Annotated in this window: 19 protein-coding genes; 10 read left to right on the forward strand and 9 right to left on the reverse strand. The window is 62.5% G+C overall.

Annotation, left to right across the window (positions count from 1 at the left end):
* Positions 1-47 precede the first annotated feature (47 nt).
* Both FKV68_RS01660 and FKV68_RS01665 read right to left on the reverse strand, forming a co-directional pair.
* Positions 48-998 (reverse strand): NAD-dependent epimerase/dehydratase family protein, encoded by a 951-nt coding sequence (locus FKV68_RS01660; protein WP_180939829.1) that lies wholly within the window; start codon positions 996-998, stop codon positions 48-50.
* 66 nt (positions 999-1,064) lie between these two features.
* Complete coding sequence (locus FKV68_RS01665; protein ID WP_180939830.1) at positions 1,065-1,703, reverse strand: exopolysaccharide biosynthesis protein; 639 nt, start codon at positions 1,701-1,703, stop codon at positions 1,065-1,067.
* Positions 1,704-2,049: 346 nt separating this feature from the next.
* On the opposite strand from FKV68_RS01665, the gene FKV68_RS01670 reads away from it, so the two are divergent.
* Positions 2,050-2,715, forward strand: a complete 666-nt coding sequence (locus FKV68_RS01670) for a YiaD family glycine zipper/OmpA-like lipoprotein (protein WP_180941374.1) — start codon at positions 2,050-2,052, stop codon at positions 2,713-2,715.
* 88 nt (positions 2,716-2,803) lie between these two features.
* On the opposite strand, the gene FKV68_RS01675 is transcribed toward FKV68_RS01670, so the two are convergent.
* The 5 genes from FKV68_RS01675 to epmA all read right to left on the reverse strand — a co-directional run bounded on the left by FKV68_RS01675 (position 2,804) and on the right by epmA (position 7,801).
* Entirely contained in the window at positions 2,804-4,252 is a 1,449-nt protein-coding gene (locus tag FKV68_RS01675; RefSeq protein ID WP_180939831.1) for an MFS transporter, read from the reverse strand.
* Positions 4,253-4,278: 26 nt separating this feature from the next.
* Positions 4,279-5,169 (reverse strand): RNA polymerase sigma factor SigJ, encoded by an 891-nt coding sequence (gene sigJ / locus FKV68_RS01680; protein WP_180939832.1) that lies wholly within the window; start codon positions 5,167-5,169, stop codon positions 4,279-4,281.
* A 1-nt stretch (position 5,170) separates the two neighbouring features.
* A complete protein-coding gene (locus FKV68_RS01685; protein ID WP_180939833.1) occupies positions 5,171-5,602 on the reverse strand; it encodes a carboxymuconolactone decarboxylase family protein in 432 nt (143 codons plus the stop codon).
* Positions 5,603-5,699: 97 nt separating this feature from the next.
* The gene (locus FKV68_RS01690; RefSeq protein WP_180939834.1) at positions 5,700-6,752 is read right to left on the reverse strand and encodes a lysine-2,3-aminomutase-like protein; all 1,053 of its coding nucleotides are present in this window, start codon (positions 6,750-6,752) and stop codon (positions 5,700-5,702) included.
* The gene (gene epmA, locus FKV68_RS01695; RefSeq protein ID WP_180939835.1) at positions 6,749-7,801 is read right to left on the reverse strand and encodes an EF-P lysine aminoacylase EpmA; all 1,053 of its coding nucleotides are present in this window, start codon (positions 7,799-7,801) and stop codon (positions 6,749-6,751) included. Before epmA ends, FKV68_RS01690 begins: the two co-directional genes overlap by 4 nt.
* Positions 7,802-7,992: 191 nt before the next feature.
* Here epmA and efp point away from each other — a divergent pair, with 191 nt between their 5' ends.
* From efp to mbfA, 3 genes are all read left to right on the forward strand, one after another.
* Complete coding sequence (gene efp, locus FKV68_RS01700; RefSeq protein WP_180939836.1) at positions 7,993-8,562, forward strand: elongation factor P; 570 nt, start codon at positions 7,993-7,995, stop codon at positions 8,560-8,562.
* A gap of 312 nt (positions 8,563-8,874) precedes the next feature.
* Positions 8,875-10,116 carry an SAM-dependent methyltransferase gene (locus tag FKV68_RS01705; protein ID WP_180939837.1) on the forward strand — a complete coding sequence of 414 codons (1,242 nt, stop codon included), beginning with the start codon at positions 8,875-8,877 and terminating at the stop codon, positions 10,114-10,116.
* 224 nt (positions 10,117-10,340) lie between these two features.
* Positions 10,341-11,324: an iron exporter MbfA gene (mbfA, locus tag FKV68_RS01710; RefSeq protein WP_180939838.1), complete on the forward strand. Its 984-nt coding sequence runs from the start codon at positions 10,341-10,343 to the stop codon at positions 11,322-11,324.
* 100 nt (positions 11,325-11,424) lie between these two features.
* On the opposite strand, the gene FKV68_RS01715 is transcribed toward mbfA, so the two are convergent.
* Together FKV68_RS01715 and FKV68_RS01720 are read right to left on the reverse strand one after the other, a co-directional pair.
* Positions 11,425-12,045 carry a transglutaminase-like cysteine peptidase gene (locus FKV68_RS01715; protein WP_180939839.1) on the reverse strand — a complete coding sequence of 207 codons (621 nt, stop codon included), beginning with the start codon at positions 12,043-12,045 and terminating at the stop codon, positions 11,425-11,427.
* Between the two features lie 265 nt (positions 12,046-12,310).
* Positions 12,311-13,120 (reverse strand): alpha/beta hydrolase, encoded by an 810-nt coding sequence (locus FKV68_RS01720; RefSeq protein WP_180939840.1) that lies wholly within the window; start codon positions 13,118-13,120, stop codon positions 12,311-12,313.
* A gap of 220 nt (positions 13,121-13,340) precedes the next feature.
* On the opposite strand from FKV68_RS01720, the gene infC reads away from it, so the two are divergent.
* From infC to rpmI, 6 genes are all read left to right on the forward strand, one after another.
* Positions 13,341-13,877, forward strand: a complete 537-nt coding sequence (gene infC, locus FKV68_RS01725; protein WP_180941375.1) for a translation initiation factor IF-3 — start codon at positions 13,341-13,343, stop codon at positions 13,875-13,877.
* Between the two features lie 173 nt (positions 13,878-14,050).
* Entirely contained in the window at positions 14,051-14,602 is a 552-nt protein-coding gene (locus tag FKV68_RS01730) for a hypothetical protein (protein ID WP_245181862.1), read from the forward strand.
* A 220-nt stretch (positions 14,603-14,822) separates the two neighbouring features.
* Positions 14,823-15,353 carry a PepSY domain-containing protein gene (locus FKV68_RS01735; RefSeq protein ID WP_180939841.1) on the forward strand — a complete coding sequence of 177 codons (531 nt, stop codon included), beginning with the start codon at positions 14,823-14,825 and terminating at the stop codon, positions 15,351-15,353.
* Between the two features lie 7 nt (positions 15,354-15,360).
* On the forward strand, positions 15,361-16,026 hold the full coding sequence (locus FKV68_RS01740) for a response regulator transcription factor (RefSeq protein ID WP_180939842.1): 666 nt from the start codon (positions 15,361-15,363) through the stop codon (positions 16,024-16,026).
* On the forward strand, positions 16,023-17,447 hold the full coding sequence (locus FKV68_RS01745; RefSeq protein WP_180939843.1) for a sensor histidine kinase: 1,425 nt from the start codon (positions 16,023-16,025) through the stop codon (positions 17,445-17,447). The genes FKV68_RS01740 and FKV68_RS01745 overlap by 4 nt, the downstream gene beginning before the upstream one ends.
* A 104-nt stretch (positions 17,448-17,551) precedes the next feature.
* Positions 17,552-17,755 (forward strand): 50S ribosomal protein L35, encoded by a 204-nt coding sequence (gene rpmI / locus FKV68_RS01750; protein WP_012710090.1) that lies wholly within the window; start codon positions 17,552-17,554, stop codon positions 17,753-17,755.
* The last annotated feature ends 30 nt before the right edge of the window (positions 17,756-17,785 follow it).

A 17,785-nucleotide genomic window follows, 5' to 3' on the forward strand; every position in this document is an offset into this window, starting at 1 on the left:
AGTAGTTCCAGGCGTGCAACGGTTATCCGCCTGAAATTGCGCCGTTTCTAACCGGGGATGGCCGCAAGCGTCTGTTTCCACCAGGCGACGGTCTGTTCGATACCCTGCCGCAATGAGACACGGGCCTTCCAGTCGATGAGTTCCTCCGCCAAGGCGGGCGACGGGCACAGGTCGACGTCTCTCGATCTGTCGGAGGGATGGAAGTCGACAAGTGCCGGGTCGGCGCCGGTTGCAGCAAGGATCGCCAAGGCTGTCTCACGCATCGTCGGTGCATGGCCCGAGGCGATGTTGACAATCGATCCACCACGCGCCGGCGTTTCTGAAAGACGGTGCAGGGCATCGACCGCGTCGTCGACAAAAAGCAAATCGCGACGCTCGCTCGGGCGGCGCACAGTGAAGCGTTCACCGGCGAGACAACGTCGAATCAGTGACGGAATGAGGAACTCCTCCGATTGGGAAGGCCCGTAGATGAGTGAAAGCCGCGCCGTGACGACGGGGAAAGGAAGCCGCGGTTGCAGGGCCTCGACGTAATGTGCACCGGATACCAGTCCGGCGGCATAGGTCGTACTCGGCCTTTCTCGTTGCCACTCCGCATGCGGAGTGGGCGCTCTGCCGTAGGCTGCCAGGGACCCGGTACGAATGAAGATCCGCGGTGCCGCACGCGCTTCGGCCGCTGCCGCGATCATCGACAAAAGACCGAGCAAATCCTCCTTGACACTCCCGAAGGCATCGCCGAGCCCCGGCTCCTCCTTACGCCTGGTCGATACGGCGAGATGAAAGACGCAATCGGGCCTTGCCTCCGCAAAGCAGCGCTGAAGCGCTTCACGATCGTCGAGGTGCAGTAGGTGAAGTTGGATCCTGTCCTGCACCGACTGAAGACGGTGCAAGCTCGTCTGAGGACGAGCCAGCACGTGGACGTCGTGCCCAGCTTGAAGACAACGTTCGACCACATGCGACCCGATGAAGCCGCCGCCGCCAACGACCAATACGCTTCCCATGAGCCTTCCCTGGTTTCTCGCAGCGCCGATTATGGCCCGCCAGTTATTTTGGCGGCTTTCCGCCGCTCATGAAACGAAGAAGCTAGAGAGTCCTTCGCCGGCGGCAAGGGCCAGATAGGCGAGAACAGCGAAATAGACCGTTGTCGCGACGAGAAACAGATAACCAGCGGCCACCATCAGGCCGTCGCGCTGGATAATTCCGAGCGATAAGAGCAGGATCGCGATGCCGGGCAGTGTGTTCGACAGCGGGATCAGTCCGAGCGGAAACATCAGGAGCACGCCGCCGGCCATGATCATCAGGCCGTTGAAGCGGTTCATGAAGGCGCCCTGCGTCAGGAAGCGCAGTCTCGGTCGCACGAAGCGATCGAGCTTGGAGACGAGTGCCGCACCCTTTTTGAGAGTCGGCACCAGCTTCTCGGTCTCGATCTGCCGATCAAGGATGCGTTGCGGGAGCCAAGGCAGGCGATTGAGCGTGATCGCCAGCGAGATAAGGATGATTGCCGCACCGAACACGGTGCTGACGCCCGGAATCGAAACCGGAATCAAAAACGGCAGCGTCAGCAATGCGCAAAGCAGCAGAAAGCCTTGCTCGCCGATTCCGATCATAAGCTCGCGCAGCGTGATCGTACTGCCTCTGATCGAGGCGATCATGTCGTTCAGCGTGTCGCTGAGATTGCGTTCCGTGTCGCCGAACTCGATCGCCATGCTGTCGCCCCCGCTTGTCTGACCCCTTCCAGCGCCGTGCGTCTGAAGACGCACAAAGGTCGCTGCAAGGCTCTAATCTGCTGCATGGGTTTGTTCTTAAATCGGTTCCGATCAAGGAACCATGCAGTGGCCCATGTACCACAGGCATGTGAAGGATCGGTTAGCGGGTGCTCTGGACAGCAATGTGGCGGAGGCCGGCCATTTTGTCAGGCTGCCGGGGCCGTTGCCGGCGTACAACACTAAGCTGCACATTGCTGGTTGCAGCGTGAATGGAATGCCTCTTCATCTTCCTGCCTTAATCGATAGTATGAAGCAATTTCGAGCACCAATGGGGACAATCGATTCGATGATCAAGAAATGCGCCATCCTGGCCATTGCGGCCGTTTACCTTTCCGGATGCACCACTACCGATCCCTACACAGGCGAGCAGAAGATGTCGAATACGGCCGGCGGTGCACTGCTCGGCGCGGGCCTTGGTGCGGCAACCGGCCTTCTGGTCGGCGGCAGCGCCGCGGGACGACGTGATGCCGCGCTTGTCGGCGCCGGTATTGGCGCGCTCGGCGGCGGCCTTGTCGGCAACTACATGGACCAGCAGGAATCGGAACTGCGCGCCCAGTTGCAGGGCACGGGCGTGTCGGTGACGCGTGCGGGCGACCGCATCATCCTCAACATGCCGTCGAACATCACCTTTGCGACCGACCGCGACCAGGTGGTACCGGACTTTTATTCGACGCTCGACTCGGTTGCGATCGTGTTGCGCAAGTTCAACCGGACGCTGATCGACGTCGACGGCCACACCGATTCGACCGGCAGCGCCGCCCACAACCAGGCTCTCTCCGAGCGCCGCGCAGCTTCGGTTGCCAACTTCCTCGGCGGCCGCGGCATCGACCAGCGCCGCATCTCGACCATGGGTTATGGCATGGAGCGGCCGATTGCATCGAACGCCACCGAGGCCGGCCGTGCGCAAAACCGCCGTGTCGAAATCTCGATCGCGCCGATCAAGCAGGGCTGATCCGCGCAACAACGGATAAAACAAAGGGCCGCCGGCACGCCGCGCGGCCCTTTTTTTCTGCTGCATGCCGCGGTTCGAGTTCGCGACTCTAATGCATTTCTTGGTTCTGCATATGTCGGTTCGCGCTTCCGCCAACCGCCCTCCGGGCAGAGACAATGCCCAAGGCCGGGGCGAGTGCGAAGAGCCCGAAGAGCCAGATCGCGGCCGAGGCGGTGCCCTCCGTCGTGCCCTCGCCTATACCGGCAAGGTTGGCTGTCATGCCGGCAAGTGCGGCGCCGAGGGATGCGGCGAAGAGCTGGATCGTCGTGATCGACGCTGCCGCCTTTTCCTCTTCGCCAGCCGGTGCGGCAGCGTAGACGGCCGTGACGATGTGCGGCCATGCGAGCCCGATGCCGAAGCCGACCGCAGCGATCCCGAGGCACAGCGGCACCGCGATCGCGGCGATGCCAGCCGAGATGATCGGCATGAAAGCGGCGATGGTCAGGAGACCGACGAGGCCGAAGAACGGGCCGGCGGTAATCGTCTTGCGCGCCCGGTGGCCCTCCCAGTGGGCGCTGGTCATCGAGCCGGCTGTCCAGCCGAGCGCCATCAGGGCGGCGATATAACCGGCAACGAGGGGAGACTGTTCGTGCAGTTCCTGCAACAGATAGGCAACGTAAATCTCCGGCTGCATGCCGATCATCGCCAATGCAATGGTGGCATAGAGCGCCGCCAGCGGCGAGCGAGGGCTGAGCGCGCCCCGCGGCAACAGTTGGGCAGCCGCGCGTCGTTCGCTGGCGATGAGCACTGCAAAGAGAACGAGCGCGGCACCGACCCCGGCGATCTGTTCGGCGGTCGCCGTAAGGGTTCCGCTCACCGACAGTACCAGGACGATGCTGACAAGAAGCGTGAGCTGCATCAGCGGCAGCGGACCGCGCGCGCCCGAGGTCGTCCGCGGCAGGGTCGAGAGGGCGAGGGTCGCGAGCACTGCAGTCAGCGGCAGCAGCGACCAGAAGGCAGACCGCCACGCGCCAAATTCGGCAAACACGCCGCCGACGGCCGGGCCAACGAGCGTCGCCGTGCCCCAGGTGGCGGATATGAGCCCAATAGCGCGGGCCCAGAGTGCGGCCGGGAAAACCATCCGGATGACGCCATAGGCCAGCGCGTAAAGAAGCCCCCCGCCGAAGCCCTGAATGGAGCGGCCGGCGAGCAGCAATGCCATGCTTGGCGCCACGGCGCAGGTGAGCGAGCCAAGTCCGAAGACCAGTGCAGCGACGGCGTAGGCTCCCCCGGCGCCAGCCCGATTGAGGAGGCGCACCGAGAGCGCTGCACCGAGGATGGACGCGGCCACGAAAAGCGTCGTGCTCCAGGCATAGTAGTCGAGCCCGCCGATGTCCCGCACGATGGATGGCATGACGGTCGTGACGATGTAGATGTTGAGCGCGTGAAGCGCGACGCCGCCGCTGAGCACAAGCGAGTGGATGGCGTTTCCGCCGGAAAAAAGGGTGAACCAGCCGGCATCGGATGCGGCCGAAGCGTTCTTGGTCTTGTCGAGCATGTGGGCCTCGTTGATCGGCAACCGTTTCAATGGACGGTCGCGTCGTCAAGATGAGCGAGCTTGTCCGGATTGCGGACGATGAAAATATCGGCGACGCCGCCGTCGTTGTCGTAGCCGAACGAAACCGTTGCGGCGATATCGCCGCCTTCGCTGCGCAGGAGGATGCCGCGTCCGCCGTTGAGCTCGGCGGTTTCCCACCGGTAATGCGACCAGTATTCGGTGAGCCGCTCGGTGATGAAGGCCAAGACGGTCTCCTTGCCGGAAAGGATGCCGAGCACGGTCGCGGCCTTGCCGCCGCCATCTGCAGTGAGCTTCACGTCAGCCGACAGCAGCGCCGAAAGGCCGGCGATGTCGCCGCCTCGTATGGCGCCGTGGAAGGCTGCAAGGAGTTCCTCCTGGCGTTCGCGCGGCGTGGTATGCCGGGTCCGGACCACGCCGATATTGGATTTCGCGCGTGATACCAGCTTGCGCGTGGCGGCCTCCTGCATGTCGAGCGTTTCGGCAATCTCGTCATAGGGTTGGCCGAAAATCTCATGCAACAGGTAGGCAGCCCGCTCCTTGGGCGTCAGCCGTTCGAGCATCAGCAGGAATGCGGTCGTGAGCGAGGAGGTGAGCGCGAGCTTCTCCTCCACGTTGTCGTCGCTTGCGGTGTGGATCGGTTCCGGCAGCCACGCACCGACATAGTCGACGCGTTTGCGGTGCGCGGACTTGAGCAGGTCGAGGCAGCGGCGGGTGCAGGCCGTGGTGAGCCAGGCGGCCGCACTTTCGATCGCGGAATGGTCGGCCGCCTGCCATTTCAGGAACGTGTCCTGCACGGCATCCTCGGCATCGGCACGCGAACCCAGGATACGATAGGCGAGGCCGAGGAGGCGGGGTCGCGCCTCCTCGAACATGCCGCTCTTGTCGCTGCGAACCATGTCAGTGCCTCGAAATCTGGATGCGGTTCCAAAGGTTGATCATCGCCACGGTCGAAGTGATGACGCTGATCTCGTTGTCGCTGAAGTGCGCGCGAAGCCGAGCACGCAGGCTTGCGAAATCCGTCCGGGGCTCGAGTTCTGTCAGAGCCTCGGTCCAGGCGAGGGCGGCCTTTTCGCGCTCGGAGAAATCGCCGACCTGATCCCAGACGATGATGCGGTCGAGCCGTTCGCTCGTCTCGCCGTCGGCACGGGCTTCTTTCGTATGCATCTTCACGCAGAAGCCGCAACGGTTGATCTGCGAGGCACGAAGCTGGATGAGGTGATGGATCGTGCGGTCGAGGCCGTGGCCGTCCATTTTCGTGTGCACGTCGGCAAGCGCGTCGAGCACATCCGGGATTTCCTGTTCATAGCGCACGGCTTTGATATCGGTCATGGTCTGTCTCCATCACTGGGTGTCAATTGATGCATTCGATCAGTTGACGATTGACCATGGGCGCCTGTGACGCGGGTTCGAAATCTTTTTCGGGAAGTCATCCCTTGGGCGGATAGGCGTGCTCGTTTCCGCGGAAATCGGTAACAGTGTAGCAGCCGCCCCCTTCCGCCGCGATCGTGCTTGCGCTAACGACGGCCTTGCCGTGGCCGCCGGGGATATCGAGGATATAGGTCGGCTGGCAGAGGCCGGACACGCGACCGCGAAGCGCGGTGACGAGGGTTTGGCCCTCCTCGATCGACAGCCGGAAATGGCCGGTGCCAGGGGCGAGATCGGGGTGATGCAGATAATAGGGCTTGATCCGCGTTTCGACGAAGGCGCGCATCAGCTCCGCAAGCACGGCCGCATCGTCGTTGACGCCCTTGAGCAGCACCGACTGGCTGACCATCACGATGCCGGCGTCGATGAGGCGGGCCGAAGCGGCGCGCGCCTCGGGCGTCAGCTCGCGCGGGTGGTTGGCATGCAGCGCCACATAAGTCGCCTTGCCGCTCGCCTTCAATGCCGCGGCGAGATCGGCGTCGACGCGCTCCGGTTCGACGACGGGTACGCGCGTGTGGAAGCGGACGATCTTGACATGGTCGATCGCGCCGAGCCGCTCCATGATTTCGCCCAGCCGACGAGGCGAAAGCACCAGCGGATCGCCGCCGGTGAGGATCACCTCCCAGATTTCGGCATGGTCCGCAATGTAGGCGATCGCGGCGTCGAGCTCGCCAGGCGTCAACGTGCCCAGCCCCTGCGGCCCGACCATTTCGCGACGGAAACAGAAGCGGCAATAGACCGGACACACATGTACCGCCTTGAGCAGCACGCGGTCGGGATAACGGTGAACGATCCCGGCAACCGGGCTGTGCGATCCGTCGCCGATCGGATCGGCGCGCTCTTCCGGCGTGAGCGTCAGCTCGGCTGCGTCCGGCACGAACTGCCGGGCGATGGGGTCGTCCTTGTCCTGGTGGTCGATGAGATCCGCAATTGCCGGGCTGATCGAAACGGCGTAGCGCGACGCGACATGCGATATCGCCTCTTCGTCCGCCGGCGCGATAAGACCGGCATCCACGAGCTCACGCGCTGTTCTGATGGAGCGCTGCATCGTCATGCGCTGGCCTCCGCGACCGGCGCCCAAAGCACCTGATCGATGCGCGAGGCGCCCGTCGCCAGCATCACCAGGCGATCGAAGCCGAGAGCGATGCCGCTCGCCTCGGGCATGATCGCGAGAGCCGACAGGAAGTCTTCGTCGAGAGGATAGGTTTCTCCGTAGACGCGCGCCTTCTCCGCCATTTCGAGTTCGAAGCGGCGGCGCTGCTCCGCGGCATCAGTCAGTTCGCCGAAGGCATTGGCAAGCTCGACACCGCAGGCGTAAAGCTCGAACCGTTCGGCGACGCGACGGTCCTGTGCCGTCGGCCTGGCGAGCGCCGCCTCGGCGACCGGATATTCGTCGAGGATCGTCGGCCGGCCGAAGCCGAGATTGGGTTCGACCTTTTCCACGAGCACGCGGCTGAAGAGGTCAGCCCAGGTGTCATCGTCGGCGACGCGCAGGCCTGAAACCCTCATCGCCGCCGCCAACTGGTCGCGATCCGTCTCGCCGTCCCCGGCGATCGAGGCGAGCAGGTCGATGCCCGCAAAGCGATCGAAGGCTTCGGCCAGCGAAAGCCGCTCGGGTTCGATAAACGGGTCCGTCGTTCTGCCTTGATAGGTGAGGGATCGTGTGCCTGTCGTCTCGGCGGCGAGCGCGAGGATTTCGCCGCAGTCGCGCATCAGCGCCTCATAGCTCTCGCCGGCGCGATACCATTCGAGCATGATGAATTCGGGATGGTGCAGCGGCCCGCGCTCCCGGTTGCGGTAGACATGGGCAAAACAGGCGATGCGCTTCTCTCCTGCCGCCAGCAGTTTCTTGCAGGCGAATTCCGGCGAGGTGTGGAGATAAAGCGGCTGGGCGGAGCCGTCGTGGCCGAGCGCCTGCGTTGCAAAGGCATGCAGGTGAGCCTCGTTGCCCGGCGACACCTGCAGGCTCGCCGTATCGACCTCGACGAAATCGCGCTCGTCGAAATAACGCCGCAACGCCGATTGGATCCGGTTACGCCCGATCAGAAACGGGCGCCGGTCGGCATGGACATCCGGTGTCCACCAGGGAGAAGCATGCGGCATGATCGGTCGGTCCAAACTTTCTTCGCCTGCCAAGTTTCTTCGCGTGCAGTTTCTTCGCGTGAATGCCGGCGCAGGCTGGCTATTTGCGCGAAATTAGGGTAGTTGCGGCGCGAAATCCTAGTTTTCGCGTCCTGCAGGGCCGGGTTTCCCGGCTCGCCGTGTCGCGCATACCTCTGTTACAAGGAAGACTAATGGTCAAGGTCATCGCTTCTTCTGTCCGCAAGGGCAACGTTCTCGACGTCGACGGCAAGCTCTATGTCGTGCTTACCGCACAGAACTTCCACCCGGGCAAGGGCACGCCGGTCACGCAGGTCGACATGCGCCGCATTTCCGACGGTGTGAAGGTTTCGGAGCGCTACCGCACGACCGAGCAGGTCGAGCGCGCTTTCGTCGAAGACCGCGAACACACGTTCCTCTATGAAGACGGCGAAGGGTTCCACTTCATGAATCCGGAATCCTACGATCAGCTCGTCATGTCGGCCGAAGACATCGGCGACCTGAAGTCCTATCTCCAGGAAGGCATGGCCGTGATGCTGTCGATCCACGAAGGCGTTGCGATCGCCATCGACCTGCCGCGCCACGTCATCCTCGAGATCACCGAGACCGAACCGGTGGTCAAGGGCCAGACGGCTTCCTCCTCCTACAAGCCGGCCCTGCTTTCGAACGGCGTTCGCACGTCGGTGCCGCCGCACATCCAGGCCGGCACCCGCGTCGTCATCGCGACGGAAGACGGCTCCTACGTCGAGCGCGCCAAGGACTGAGTTGCGCTCAGGGGCATGCAGCCCGTCCGTGCTTTGCCCCTCTCCTCGGGTTTAACCCGAGGACTATCCGTCTCCCCGTAAAGACGGGGAGAGGCGACTTGAGACGGTGCCGCGAGTCTCCTTCGCCCCGCGTGCGGAGGTGGCCGGCAGGCCGGATGAGGGGGCCGCGAGCAGCAATTCGTGCGATCGCTGGGGTGGCAGGTGAGCACCTGCTGCCCTTTTTATTGCCGACCGGAACCACATACGAAAATCAGGGGAGCAATTTCCGAGCCGGGTGCTAGGATGCCGCCGTTTTCGAGAGAGAGGCATTGCATGTTCCCACTGTCGCATATGATGAAGTCCTTCATTCGCAAGGGTCGCCTGACGGTGATCGATGCCGATGGCAAGCGCCACGTCTTCTCCGGCGAGCCCGGGCCACACGTGACGATGCGGCTGACGGACAAGCGGCTTTATCGCAGCCTCGTCTTCAACGCCGAGCTTGCCGCCGGCGAGGCCTATATGGATGGCACCATGCGCTTCGAGGAAGGCTCGACGCTTCGAGACTTCCTTACGCTGTTCTCGATCAACCGGCTCTCGCTCGGTTCCTATCCGATCCAGAAGGTGTTGCGCGCGATCAAGATGCGCTTCCGCAAGCGCCAGCAGGCAAACCCGAAGGGGAAGGCGCAGCAGAACGTCGCGCATCACTACGACCTAGGCAACGATTTCTACAAGCTCTTCCTCGACCAGAACATGCTCTATTCCTGCGCCTATTTCCGCGCGCCCGACGAGACGCTGGAGGTGGCGCAGCGCAACAAGTTGAGGCTGCTCGCCGCGAAGCTCTGCCTGAAGCCGGGGATGCGGGTGCTCGATATCGGCTGCGGCTGGGGCGACCTGGCGCTCTACCTGGCGGCGCTCGAGAATGTCGAGGTTCTGGGAGTGACGCTTTCGAAGGAGCAGCAGGCGCTCGCTTCCGAGCGGGCCCGCAAGGCAGGCATGGCCGATCGCGTGCGTTTCGAACTGAAGGATTACCGCGATGTCCAGGGCCCCTTCGACCGCATCGTCTCGGTCGGGATGTTCGAGCATGTCGGCGTTCACCACTACGACGAGTTCTTCAAGAAGCTGAATGCTCTAATGCCGGATGACGGGCTCGCCGTGCTGCACTCGATCGGGCACATGAGCCCGCCCGGAATGGCGAGCTCGTGGCTACGCAAGTACATCTTCCCCGGCGCCTATTCGCCGGCACTGTCGGAAGTCTTCTCGGTCGTCGAGCAGAACAGCCTGTGGGTGACCGATCTCGAATTCCTGCGGGTGCACTATGCCACGACGCTGGCGCACTGGGGCAAGCGCTTCGAGGAGAACCGCGACAAGGTGATCGCGATGTATGACGAGCGTTTCGCCAGGATGTGGGAGTTCTACCTGATCAGCGCGGAGATGATGTTCCGCACCGGCAGCCAGCTCGTCTTCCACATGCAGTTGTCGCGCTCGCGCGACGCCGCCCCGATCGTGCGCGACTACATCACCGACCAGCAGCGCGTTTATATCGAGCAGGAAAAGGCGCTCAGCCTCTCGATCTGAGCCATCGCTTTCCCCTCAACTTCCGCTTTACCCTAGCCCTCTCCCCCGCTTGCGGGGAGAGGGATTTGAGTGTGCGCCGCCCGTTTCCTTCTCCCCGCGTGCGGGGAGAAAGTCGCGGCAGAGGGTTGAGGGGCGGCGCGCTGGCTATTGCCGCAAACGCGCAGTCTTGACGCCCGTCGCGACACTCCTTACTTTTAGAATCATTCTAAAGAAGGTTCCTGCCGATGTTTTTTCGCCTTTTCTCCCGTTTCAAGCGCCCGTTTCTTTCTTTAAGCGAGCAGGAAATCCTCGCGCTGGCGATCTCCTCGGAGGAGGACGACGGCCGCATCTATCTCGCCTATGCGGATGCGCTGCGTGAAAAATATCCGCATTCCGCCAGGGTCTTCGAGGATATGGCGGAAGAGGAAAGCCATCATCGCCAGGCGCTGATCGACCTGCATGTCGCGCGTTTCGGCAATCGCATCCCGCTTATCCGGCGCGAGCACGTGCGCGACTTTCCGGAGCGCAAACCCGATTGGCTGATCGCCGAGATGCCGATCGAAAAAGCGCGCGAAGAAGCGGAAGCGATGGAGGAGGCGGCCCACCGCTTCTATGTTGAAGCGGCCGCGCGAACGCAGGATGCGGCGACGCGCAAGTTGCTCGGCGACCTCGCGATTGCCGAAAAGTCGCATGAATCGCTCGCTCGCCGGCTAGGCGAGAAACACACGCCCGAAGATGTGCGCGCCGAGGAAGAGCAGACGTCGCGCCGGCAGTTCATCCTCACTTACGTGCAGCCGGGTCTTGCCGGCCTGATGGACGGATCGGTCTCGACGCTGGCGCCGATCTTTGCCGCCGCCTTCGCAACCCAGGACACGTGGCAGACCTTTCTCGTCGGCCTTTCGGCCTCGGTCGGCGCCGGCATTTCGATGGGTTTCACCGAGGCCGCGCATGATGACGGCAAGCTTTCCGGGCGCGGCTCGCCGATCAAGCGTGGACTTGCCTCCGGCATCATGACAGCGCTCGGGGGGCTCGGCCACGCGCTGCCCTATCTGATCCCGCACTTCTGGACAGCGACGGTGACGGCGGCCGCAATCGTCTTCTTCGAACTTTGGGCGATCGCCTTCATCCAGAACCGCTATATGGAAACGCCATTCCTCAGGGCAGCCTTCCAGGTCGTGCTCGGTGGCAGTCTGGTGCTCGCCGCGGGAGTCCTGATCGGCAACGCCTGACGCATGTCGCCCAAAAGTGCGCAGCGGTTCTGGGACAACGACATGGAAAAAAAAGGGCCGTGCAAGCCGGCCCTTTTTGATTGGATTTTTTCTGGCTTGGTCAGTTGCCGACTGAACCGACGACGATCTCCCCGCCGTTATCGATGGTCACCCAGCGTCCGCTGTTATAGGACGCCTGGCGCTTGAGATAGCGATAGGGCGTTTGGGTCCAGAGCCTCACCCTGTTTTCGAGGTTGTCGAGGATAAAGTCGCCCTGGGCGGTGCGGACGGTCAGGACCGCATGGCCCTCGCCATCGGGCTTGCGCACGACGGTCATCAGCAACTGGCTGGCGGAAAAGCCTCTCTGCATCAGCCGGCGGCGCTTTTCGAGCGCGAAGTCTTCACAATCTCCGGTAGTGGTCGGGTAAGACCAGACTTCGTCCCTGCCGAAAACCTGCTGGTCGGTCACGGGCGTGATCTCGCGGTTGACCTGCGCATTGACCTGCCGGATGACGGCCCAGCCTCTGTCGGTGACACGTGGCGCGACGGTGGTCTTGGACCGCGCACCGCATTCACCGCGATGCTTCTGGCAAAACTCGTAATGTCCGATCGGCTGGGACGTTACCGAGCCGGTCTGCATCCATGGAGAAGGTCCCGCCTGGGCGGGAATTGCCGTGTTTGCTGAAATGAAAACTGCACAGAAAGCCGCAATGCTAGCCTTAACCCCTGTCCAAGACGCCATACAGATCCCCTGCAACGCGGCGTACCGGCTCTTCCTGTCCGGACCTGTCCGCGCAATCCTGAGTTGACGACAGCTTTTTTAGGATTTCCCCGAATGCTGTTCTAAATCGTTAACAAAGAGTTAATATTGTTAGATCGTTGGAGTCAATCTTCTGATTCGCGGATCGGACTTTATGGTTAAAAACGCCAAGAAACGGCGCCAATAATCCTTGCGCCGCAACGACGTTGCGCGGGGTCAGTCGAAAAGAGGGTTGGCTGTGCGACCGTCAGGCTTGCGTCAGCATCGCGCCGATCGCCTGTTTCAATTTGGCAATATCCTCGTCGCGCGAGAGCCGATGGTCGCCGTCGCGAATGAGGGTCATCACGACATCGTCCGCCGGCATATGCTCCATCAGCTTCAGTGCATGGGTATAGGGCACATCGGGATCGCGCATGCCCTGGAGGATGTGGACCGGGCAGCCCGTTTCGACCGGGCCCGAAAGCACGCGATTGGCGCGACCGTCATCGATCAGGGCGCGGGTGAAGATGTTGGGCTCGGGACTGTATTGCGACGGCTCCTCGAAATAGCCGCGTTCGGCGAGCGAGGTTTTCTCGGCTCTCGTGAGATTGGGTTCGATCAGTTCCGCCGTGAAGTCCGGAGCGGGGGCAATCAGCACGAGTCCTGCGACACGGTGTGTCTCGCCGCGCCGTCTGAGTTCCTGAATAAGCCGCAGGGCGACCCAGCCGCCCATCGAGGAGCCGATGAGGATCAGGCGCGAGGCCGGAGCGGCGTGATCGACGACGGCAAGGCTTTCCTCGATCCAGCGTGAGATCGTGCCGTCCCGGAAGTCGCCGCCGGAGGCGCCGTGGCCGGAATAGTCGAAACGGATGCAGTCGGTTCCGGCCGCGCGGGCATAGTGCTCGACCTCGACGGCCTTGGTGCCGGTCATGTCGGAGCGATAGCCGCCGAGCCACACGAGCGTGGGGCGCCCCGGGCCCGATTCCGTGCGAAAGATCCGCATGGCGATCGAGCGCGCGGCCGCACCGCTGCCCACCTCGATCCGCGTGATTTCAGTTTCGGCTGATGCTGTTGACATCGGATATCCTCTTGAAAGACGACGGCACGCGGCAAGGTCCTTCTAAAACAGATTCGCCTATGCTTCGACAGAGGGTGATTTTCCTTGCGAGCCATGCTATTGACTCTGGCGCCGCAATTCACACATTGCCGTCAGTGACAGTTTCAAGCGCTTCGTTTGAGATCGCGCTGACCGTTCAAGCAGACCAAATATACGCAAATAGCTCGAGGAGAGTACGACCATTCGCAGACCGTTCAAAGCGGACGCCCCGGTTAAAGAGGGGCCGCGCTCAAACAAGGAGATCCGGGTCCCCCGGGTTCAGCTTATCGATGCCGAAGGCCAGAATATCGGCGTCGTTCCGATCGACCAGGCGCTCCGCATGGCGGACGAGGCCGGTCTTGATCTGGTAGAGATCGCACCGAACTCAGAACCGCCGGTGTGCAAGATTCTCGATCTGGGCAAGCTGAAATACGCCAACCAGAAGAAGGCCGCCGAAGCGCGCAAGAAGCAGAAGATCGTCGAGATCAAAGAAATCAAGATGCGTCCGAACATCGACACCCACGATTACGAGGTGAAGATGAAGGCCATGAACCGCTTCTTCGAGGAAGGTGACAAGGTCAAGGTGACGCTGAAGTTCCGCGGTCGCGAAATGGCTCACCAGGAACTCGGCATGAAGCTTCTCTTGCAGGTGAAGGACGACACCCAGGCGATCGCCAAGGTGGAAGCCGAGCCGAAGCTCGAAGGCCGCCAGATGATGATGGTGCTGGCGCCGAAGTGACCGGGACGAGCGCCTGGAACCCAGGTGCTTGCGAAGTACTATCTGAGAAAGCCGCCTTTGGGCGGCTTTTTTTGTGGCCCGCTCGCCTGACAGGATGCTGACAGGACGGCTCAGCAAGCCGTCAGCAGTGGCATGGCATTCTTCCTGCGTCGGTGACGCAAGGAGGATGAGAGATGCAGCTTACGTTCAGGAAATTGTTGATGGCGGCTACGGTCGGTATCGTAGGTGCCGCAGTGGGACCCGTGGTCGCGTCGTTGATTGGTGCAGATCCCGCTCATCGTTTTTCAACTGATGCGGTTGCGAGTGGCAGCGGTTCAGGCCATTCGGGCGGCGGTGGCAGTGGATCCGGCAATAGCGGGTCCGGCAGAAGCGGATCCAGCAACAGCGGTGATGACAGCCGTGGGCGCGGGGGAGGGGACGATGCGCGTGGCCATGGCCAGGACGACGGCAACAACGACCGCCGCGCCGGCAATGATGACGATGATGATCGCAGAAGGAACAGACCGGATCGCCCGGAAGTCGCCTTGAACGTCTCGGAGGACAGGCTTCGCGGTCTCCTCAACGGCTCGCTGGTCGCCGTCGATAATCTAGGACGGGTGCTGGAGGTCGAGGTGGAATTCGAGCACGGCGCTCGTTTCGTGACCGTCAAGCCGCATGGATCCGATGCTCGGCGCAATCCGGGGGCCATCAGTTCCATTTCGATCAGAGCCGCGCGTACGCCGTGATCCCGGTGCCGTCGCCATTCCGGCGCACAAAGGTCCAGGTAGGAGCGATGAGGCGAGTTTCTGTGAACGCGACAGGAGACGGACGGCATGGCGCCGACCGTCACCACGTTCTCCGCCGCTGGCCGCACAGGCCAGGCCAGCGGGCGGGGCTTGACGACGCGCGATCACTGCGAAGTATTGAGCTTCCGCTCTGCGATCCGCGTAGCGGCAACCTTGTCGAGTGGTCGATGTCATGCGGGTGATCCGTCACCTCCTCGTTGCGTCTCTTTGCTGCTGCGTTTTCCTCCGGCTGGCGCCGCACCCGGCGGATTTTGCCGCCCATGCTGCGAGCGGCAGTGGTAGCGGTGGCTCGGGCAGCAGCGGCAGCAACAGCGGCTCAGGCGGCAGTGGCAGTAACAGCGGCTCGGGCAGCAGCGGGTCCAGTAACAGTGGCAGCGGATCCAGCAATAGCGGTTCAGGCAGTAGTGGTCACGGCGGCCATAACGACGACGATGACGATGATGATTCCGACGGCCGCCGCAGTGATCAGGAGCGCGTGCGCGATGCAGTGGCCCGCGGGCGGATCCTGCCGCTCAAGGAGGTGCTGCGCCTGGTCGACGAGGACAAGTACGGCACGGTTATCGGCATCGATTTGCGGCGGTACGGCACGAACGATGTCTACCGCCTGACGACCCGCAACGGAAAGGGAGTTATCCGTGATCTCAGGATCAACGCCCGTACTGGTAAATTGATGAATTTTCTGGGATTTTGAGGGACGCATGCGCATTCTTCTGGCCGAGGACGACCACAACATAGCTGCGCATGTGTCTGCCAGGCTCAGCGCTCACGGCTATGACGTCGAGACACTCGACTCTGGTCCCGAAGTCTGGGAGCGGGGTGAACAGGAGGCCTATGCTGCCATTGTTCTCGACCTTGGCCTCCCGGGAATGGACGGTCTGTCGATCCTCAAGCGCTGGCGCGAGGCAGGCGTGGAGACACCCGTTCTGATCCTGACCGCGCGTGGCTCGTGGATGGAGCGTGTAGACGGTTTTGATGCCGGCGCCGACGACTATTTGCCGAAACCGTTCCGGGCTGAGGAGTTGCTCGCGAGGCTGAAAGCACTTTTGAGGCGTGCAGGACCGCGTCTCAGCGGTATCAAGTCCGCTGGGCGCTTTACGCTTGACGAAGAAAAGCGACGCGTAACCTTCGACGGACGAGTGCTTGAACTCAGTCCGTTCGAATATCGCATGATTGCGCTCTTCATCGAGCGGAAAGGCCAGGTTGTGACGCAACTCGAACTCGCGAGCCATGTTCAAGGACGCGAAGACGACGCCGCCAAGAACGCGGTCGAGGCGATGATCGCCCGGCTTCGCAAGAAGACGGAGAGCGGCGCGATCGAGACGCGTCGCGGTTTCGGCTACATCTTGCCGGATGACCTTCCATGATGCGGTCGTTGCGGCTGCGACTGGCGATCGGGGCGATGATCGCGATCGCGTTCGTACTGCTGATGGCATGGCTTTCTTTGAGCCGGCTCTTCACCGACTACGTGGTTAAGCAGTATCGGGCGGAAATGGCCGCGATCATCGACACGATTGCTGCAGAGGTGGTCGTGTCGGGCGACCGGCTGGTTCTGGAGCGCGACCCGGCGGATCCGCGGTTTCAACTTCCGGCAGGCGGGCGCTACTGGCAGATCTCTCCAACATCGGGCGAACCGCAGCGGTCTCGTTCGCTTTGGGACGTCGTGATCGACACACAGTCCCCGTCGGCGCAACTTTACCAGGGATTCCATGACATCGAGGCGCCTGATGGCTCGCCGATGCTCGTCCATAGCCAAAGTCTCTCGCTCGGTGACGGTCCGGGTGCCGTGCGCTTTACCGTCCATGCCGGCTTTTCCCGAAGGGAGCTCGATGATGCGCTCGGCGCCTTTCATGGCCGCATGCGCTTGATGCTTCTGGCCATGGCTGCCGTGCTGACCGGCGCCGCCTTCCTGCAGGGTGCGATTGGATTGATGCCATTGCGGCGCCTGCGGGAACGGGCAGCTGCTGTGCGTGCAGGCAGGGAACGTGATTTTGGCACCGCCGGCCCGAGCGAAGTGCAGCCGCTGGTCAGTGAGATCAACATGTTGCTTGCCGAGCGTGAGACTGCGCTCGCCCGCGCCCGGGCGCGGGCGAGCGACCTCGCCCACGGCCTGAAGACGCCGTTGACGTTGCTGGCGCAACTCGCGGAGAGTCTTCCGCCGGAAGAGCGCGCTGTCGCGCTGCAGCAGGTGGACGCCGTGCGGCAGCGCGCCGACCGGCAATTGCAGGCCGCCCGCATGGGTGTCGAACGCATGGCAGCGACAACGGTGGCCGATCTCGGCGCGAAAGTCGTCGGTGTACTCCGACCGGTCACGGCCGAAAGAGGCATTGCCTGGGAGATCGATATCGAGCCGACGTTGTCGCTCGATATCGATCCCGCTGATTTTGCCGAGTGCATCGGAAACCTGCTCGACAATGCGAGCAAGTGGGCCCGCTCGCGCGTCCGTCTTGGGGCTCGGCAGGCAAAGGACTGTGTGTCGATCACCGTCGACGACGACGGCCCCGGCATCGCCGGAAAAGACCGTGAACGGGTGCTGAGGCGCGGAGCCAGCCTCCACGGTTCCGGCGTCGACGACCGGTCGGGAACAGGACTGGGTCTTGCGATCAGTGCGGACATTGCCGATGCTTACGGCGCGACGCTCAGTCTCAGCCAGTCTCCACTGGGGGGATTGCGGGCCGCACTGACGTTTCCTCAAAAGTCGCGTCGTCCGAGATCGCTGTCCGCTGCGCCAATGGGCCTGCGTATTTCGCGCCTGCCGGCTTGCGTTTTTCGGGACGTGTGGGTATAAGCCCCCGTCCGAACGGTCCGGCAGGGCATGCCGTGGCCGTTCTTAACGCTGGAAATGGGCCTCGTCTGCCTGTTTCGCACTATTAAGAACAATGGAGTAGCAAAATGCCCAAGATGAAGACGAAATCGTCTGCCAAGAAGCGGTTCAAAGTCACCGCCACCGGCAAGGTTCGTGCTGCCGCCGCTGGCAAGCGTCACGGCATGATCAAACGTACCAATAAGTTCATTCGCGACGCGCGTGGAACCATGGTTCTCGCCGAGCCCGATGGCAAGAAGGTCGTCAAGAACTACCTGCCGAACGGTCTCTAAGACTTTCAGGCATATTGGACACGTTAAGGA

The organism is Sinorhizobium mexicanum (assembly GCF_013488225.1).
Taxonomy (GTDB): Bacteria; Pseudomonadota; Alphaproteobacteria; order Rhizobiales; family Rhizobiaceae; genus Sinorhizobium; species Sinorhizobium mexicanum.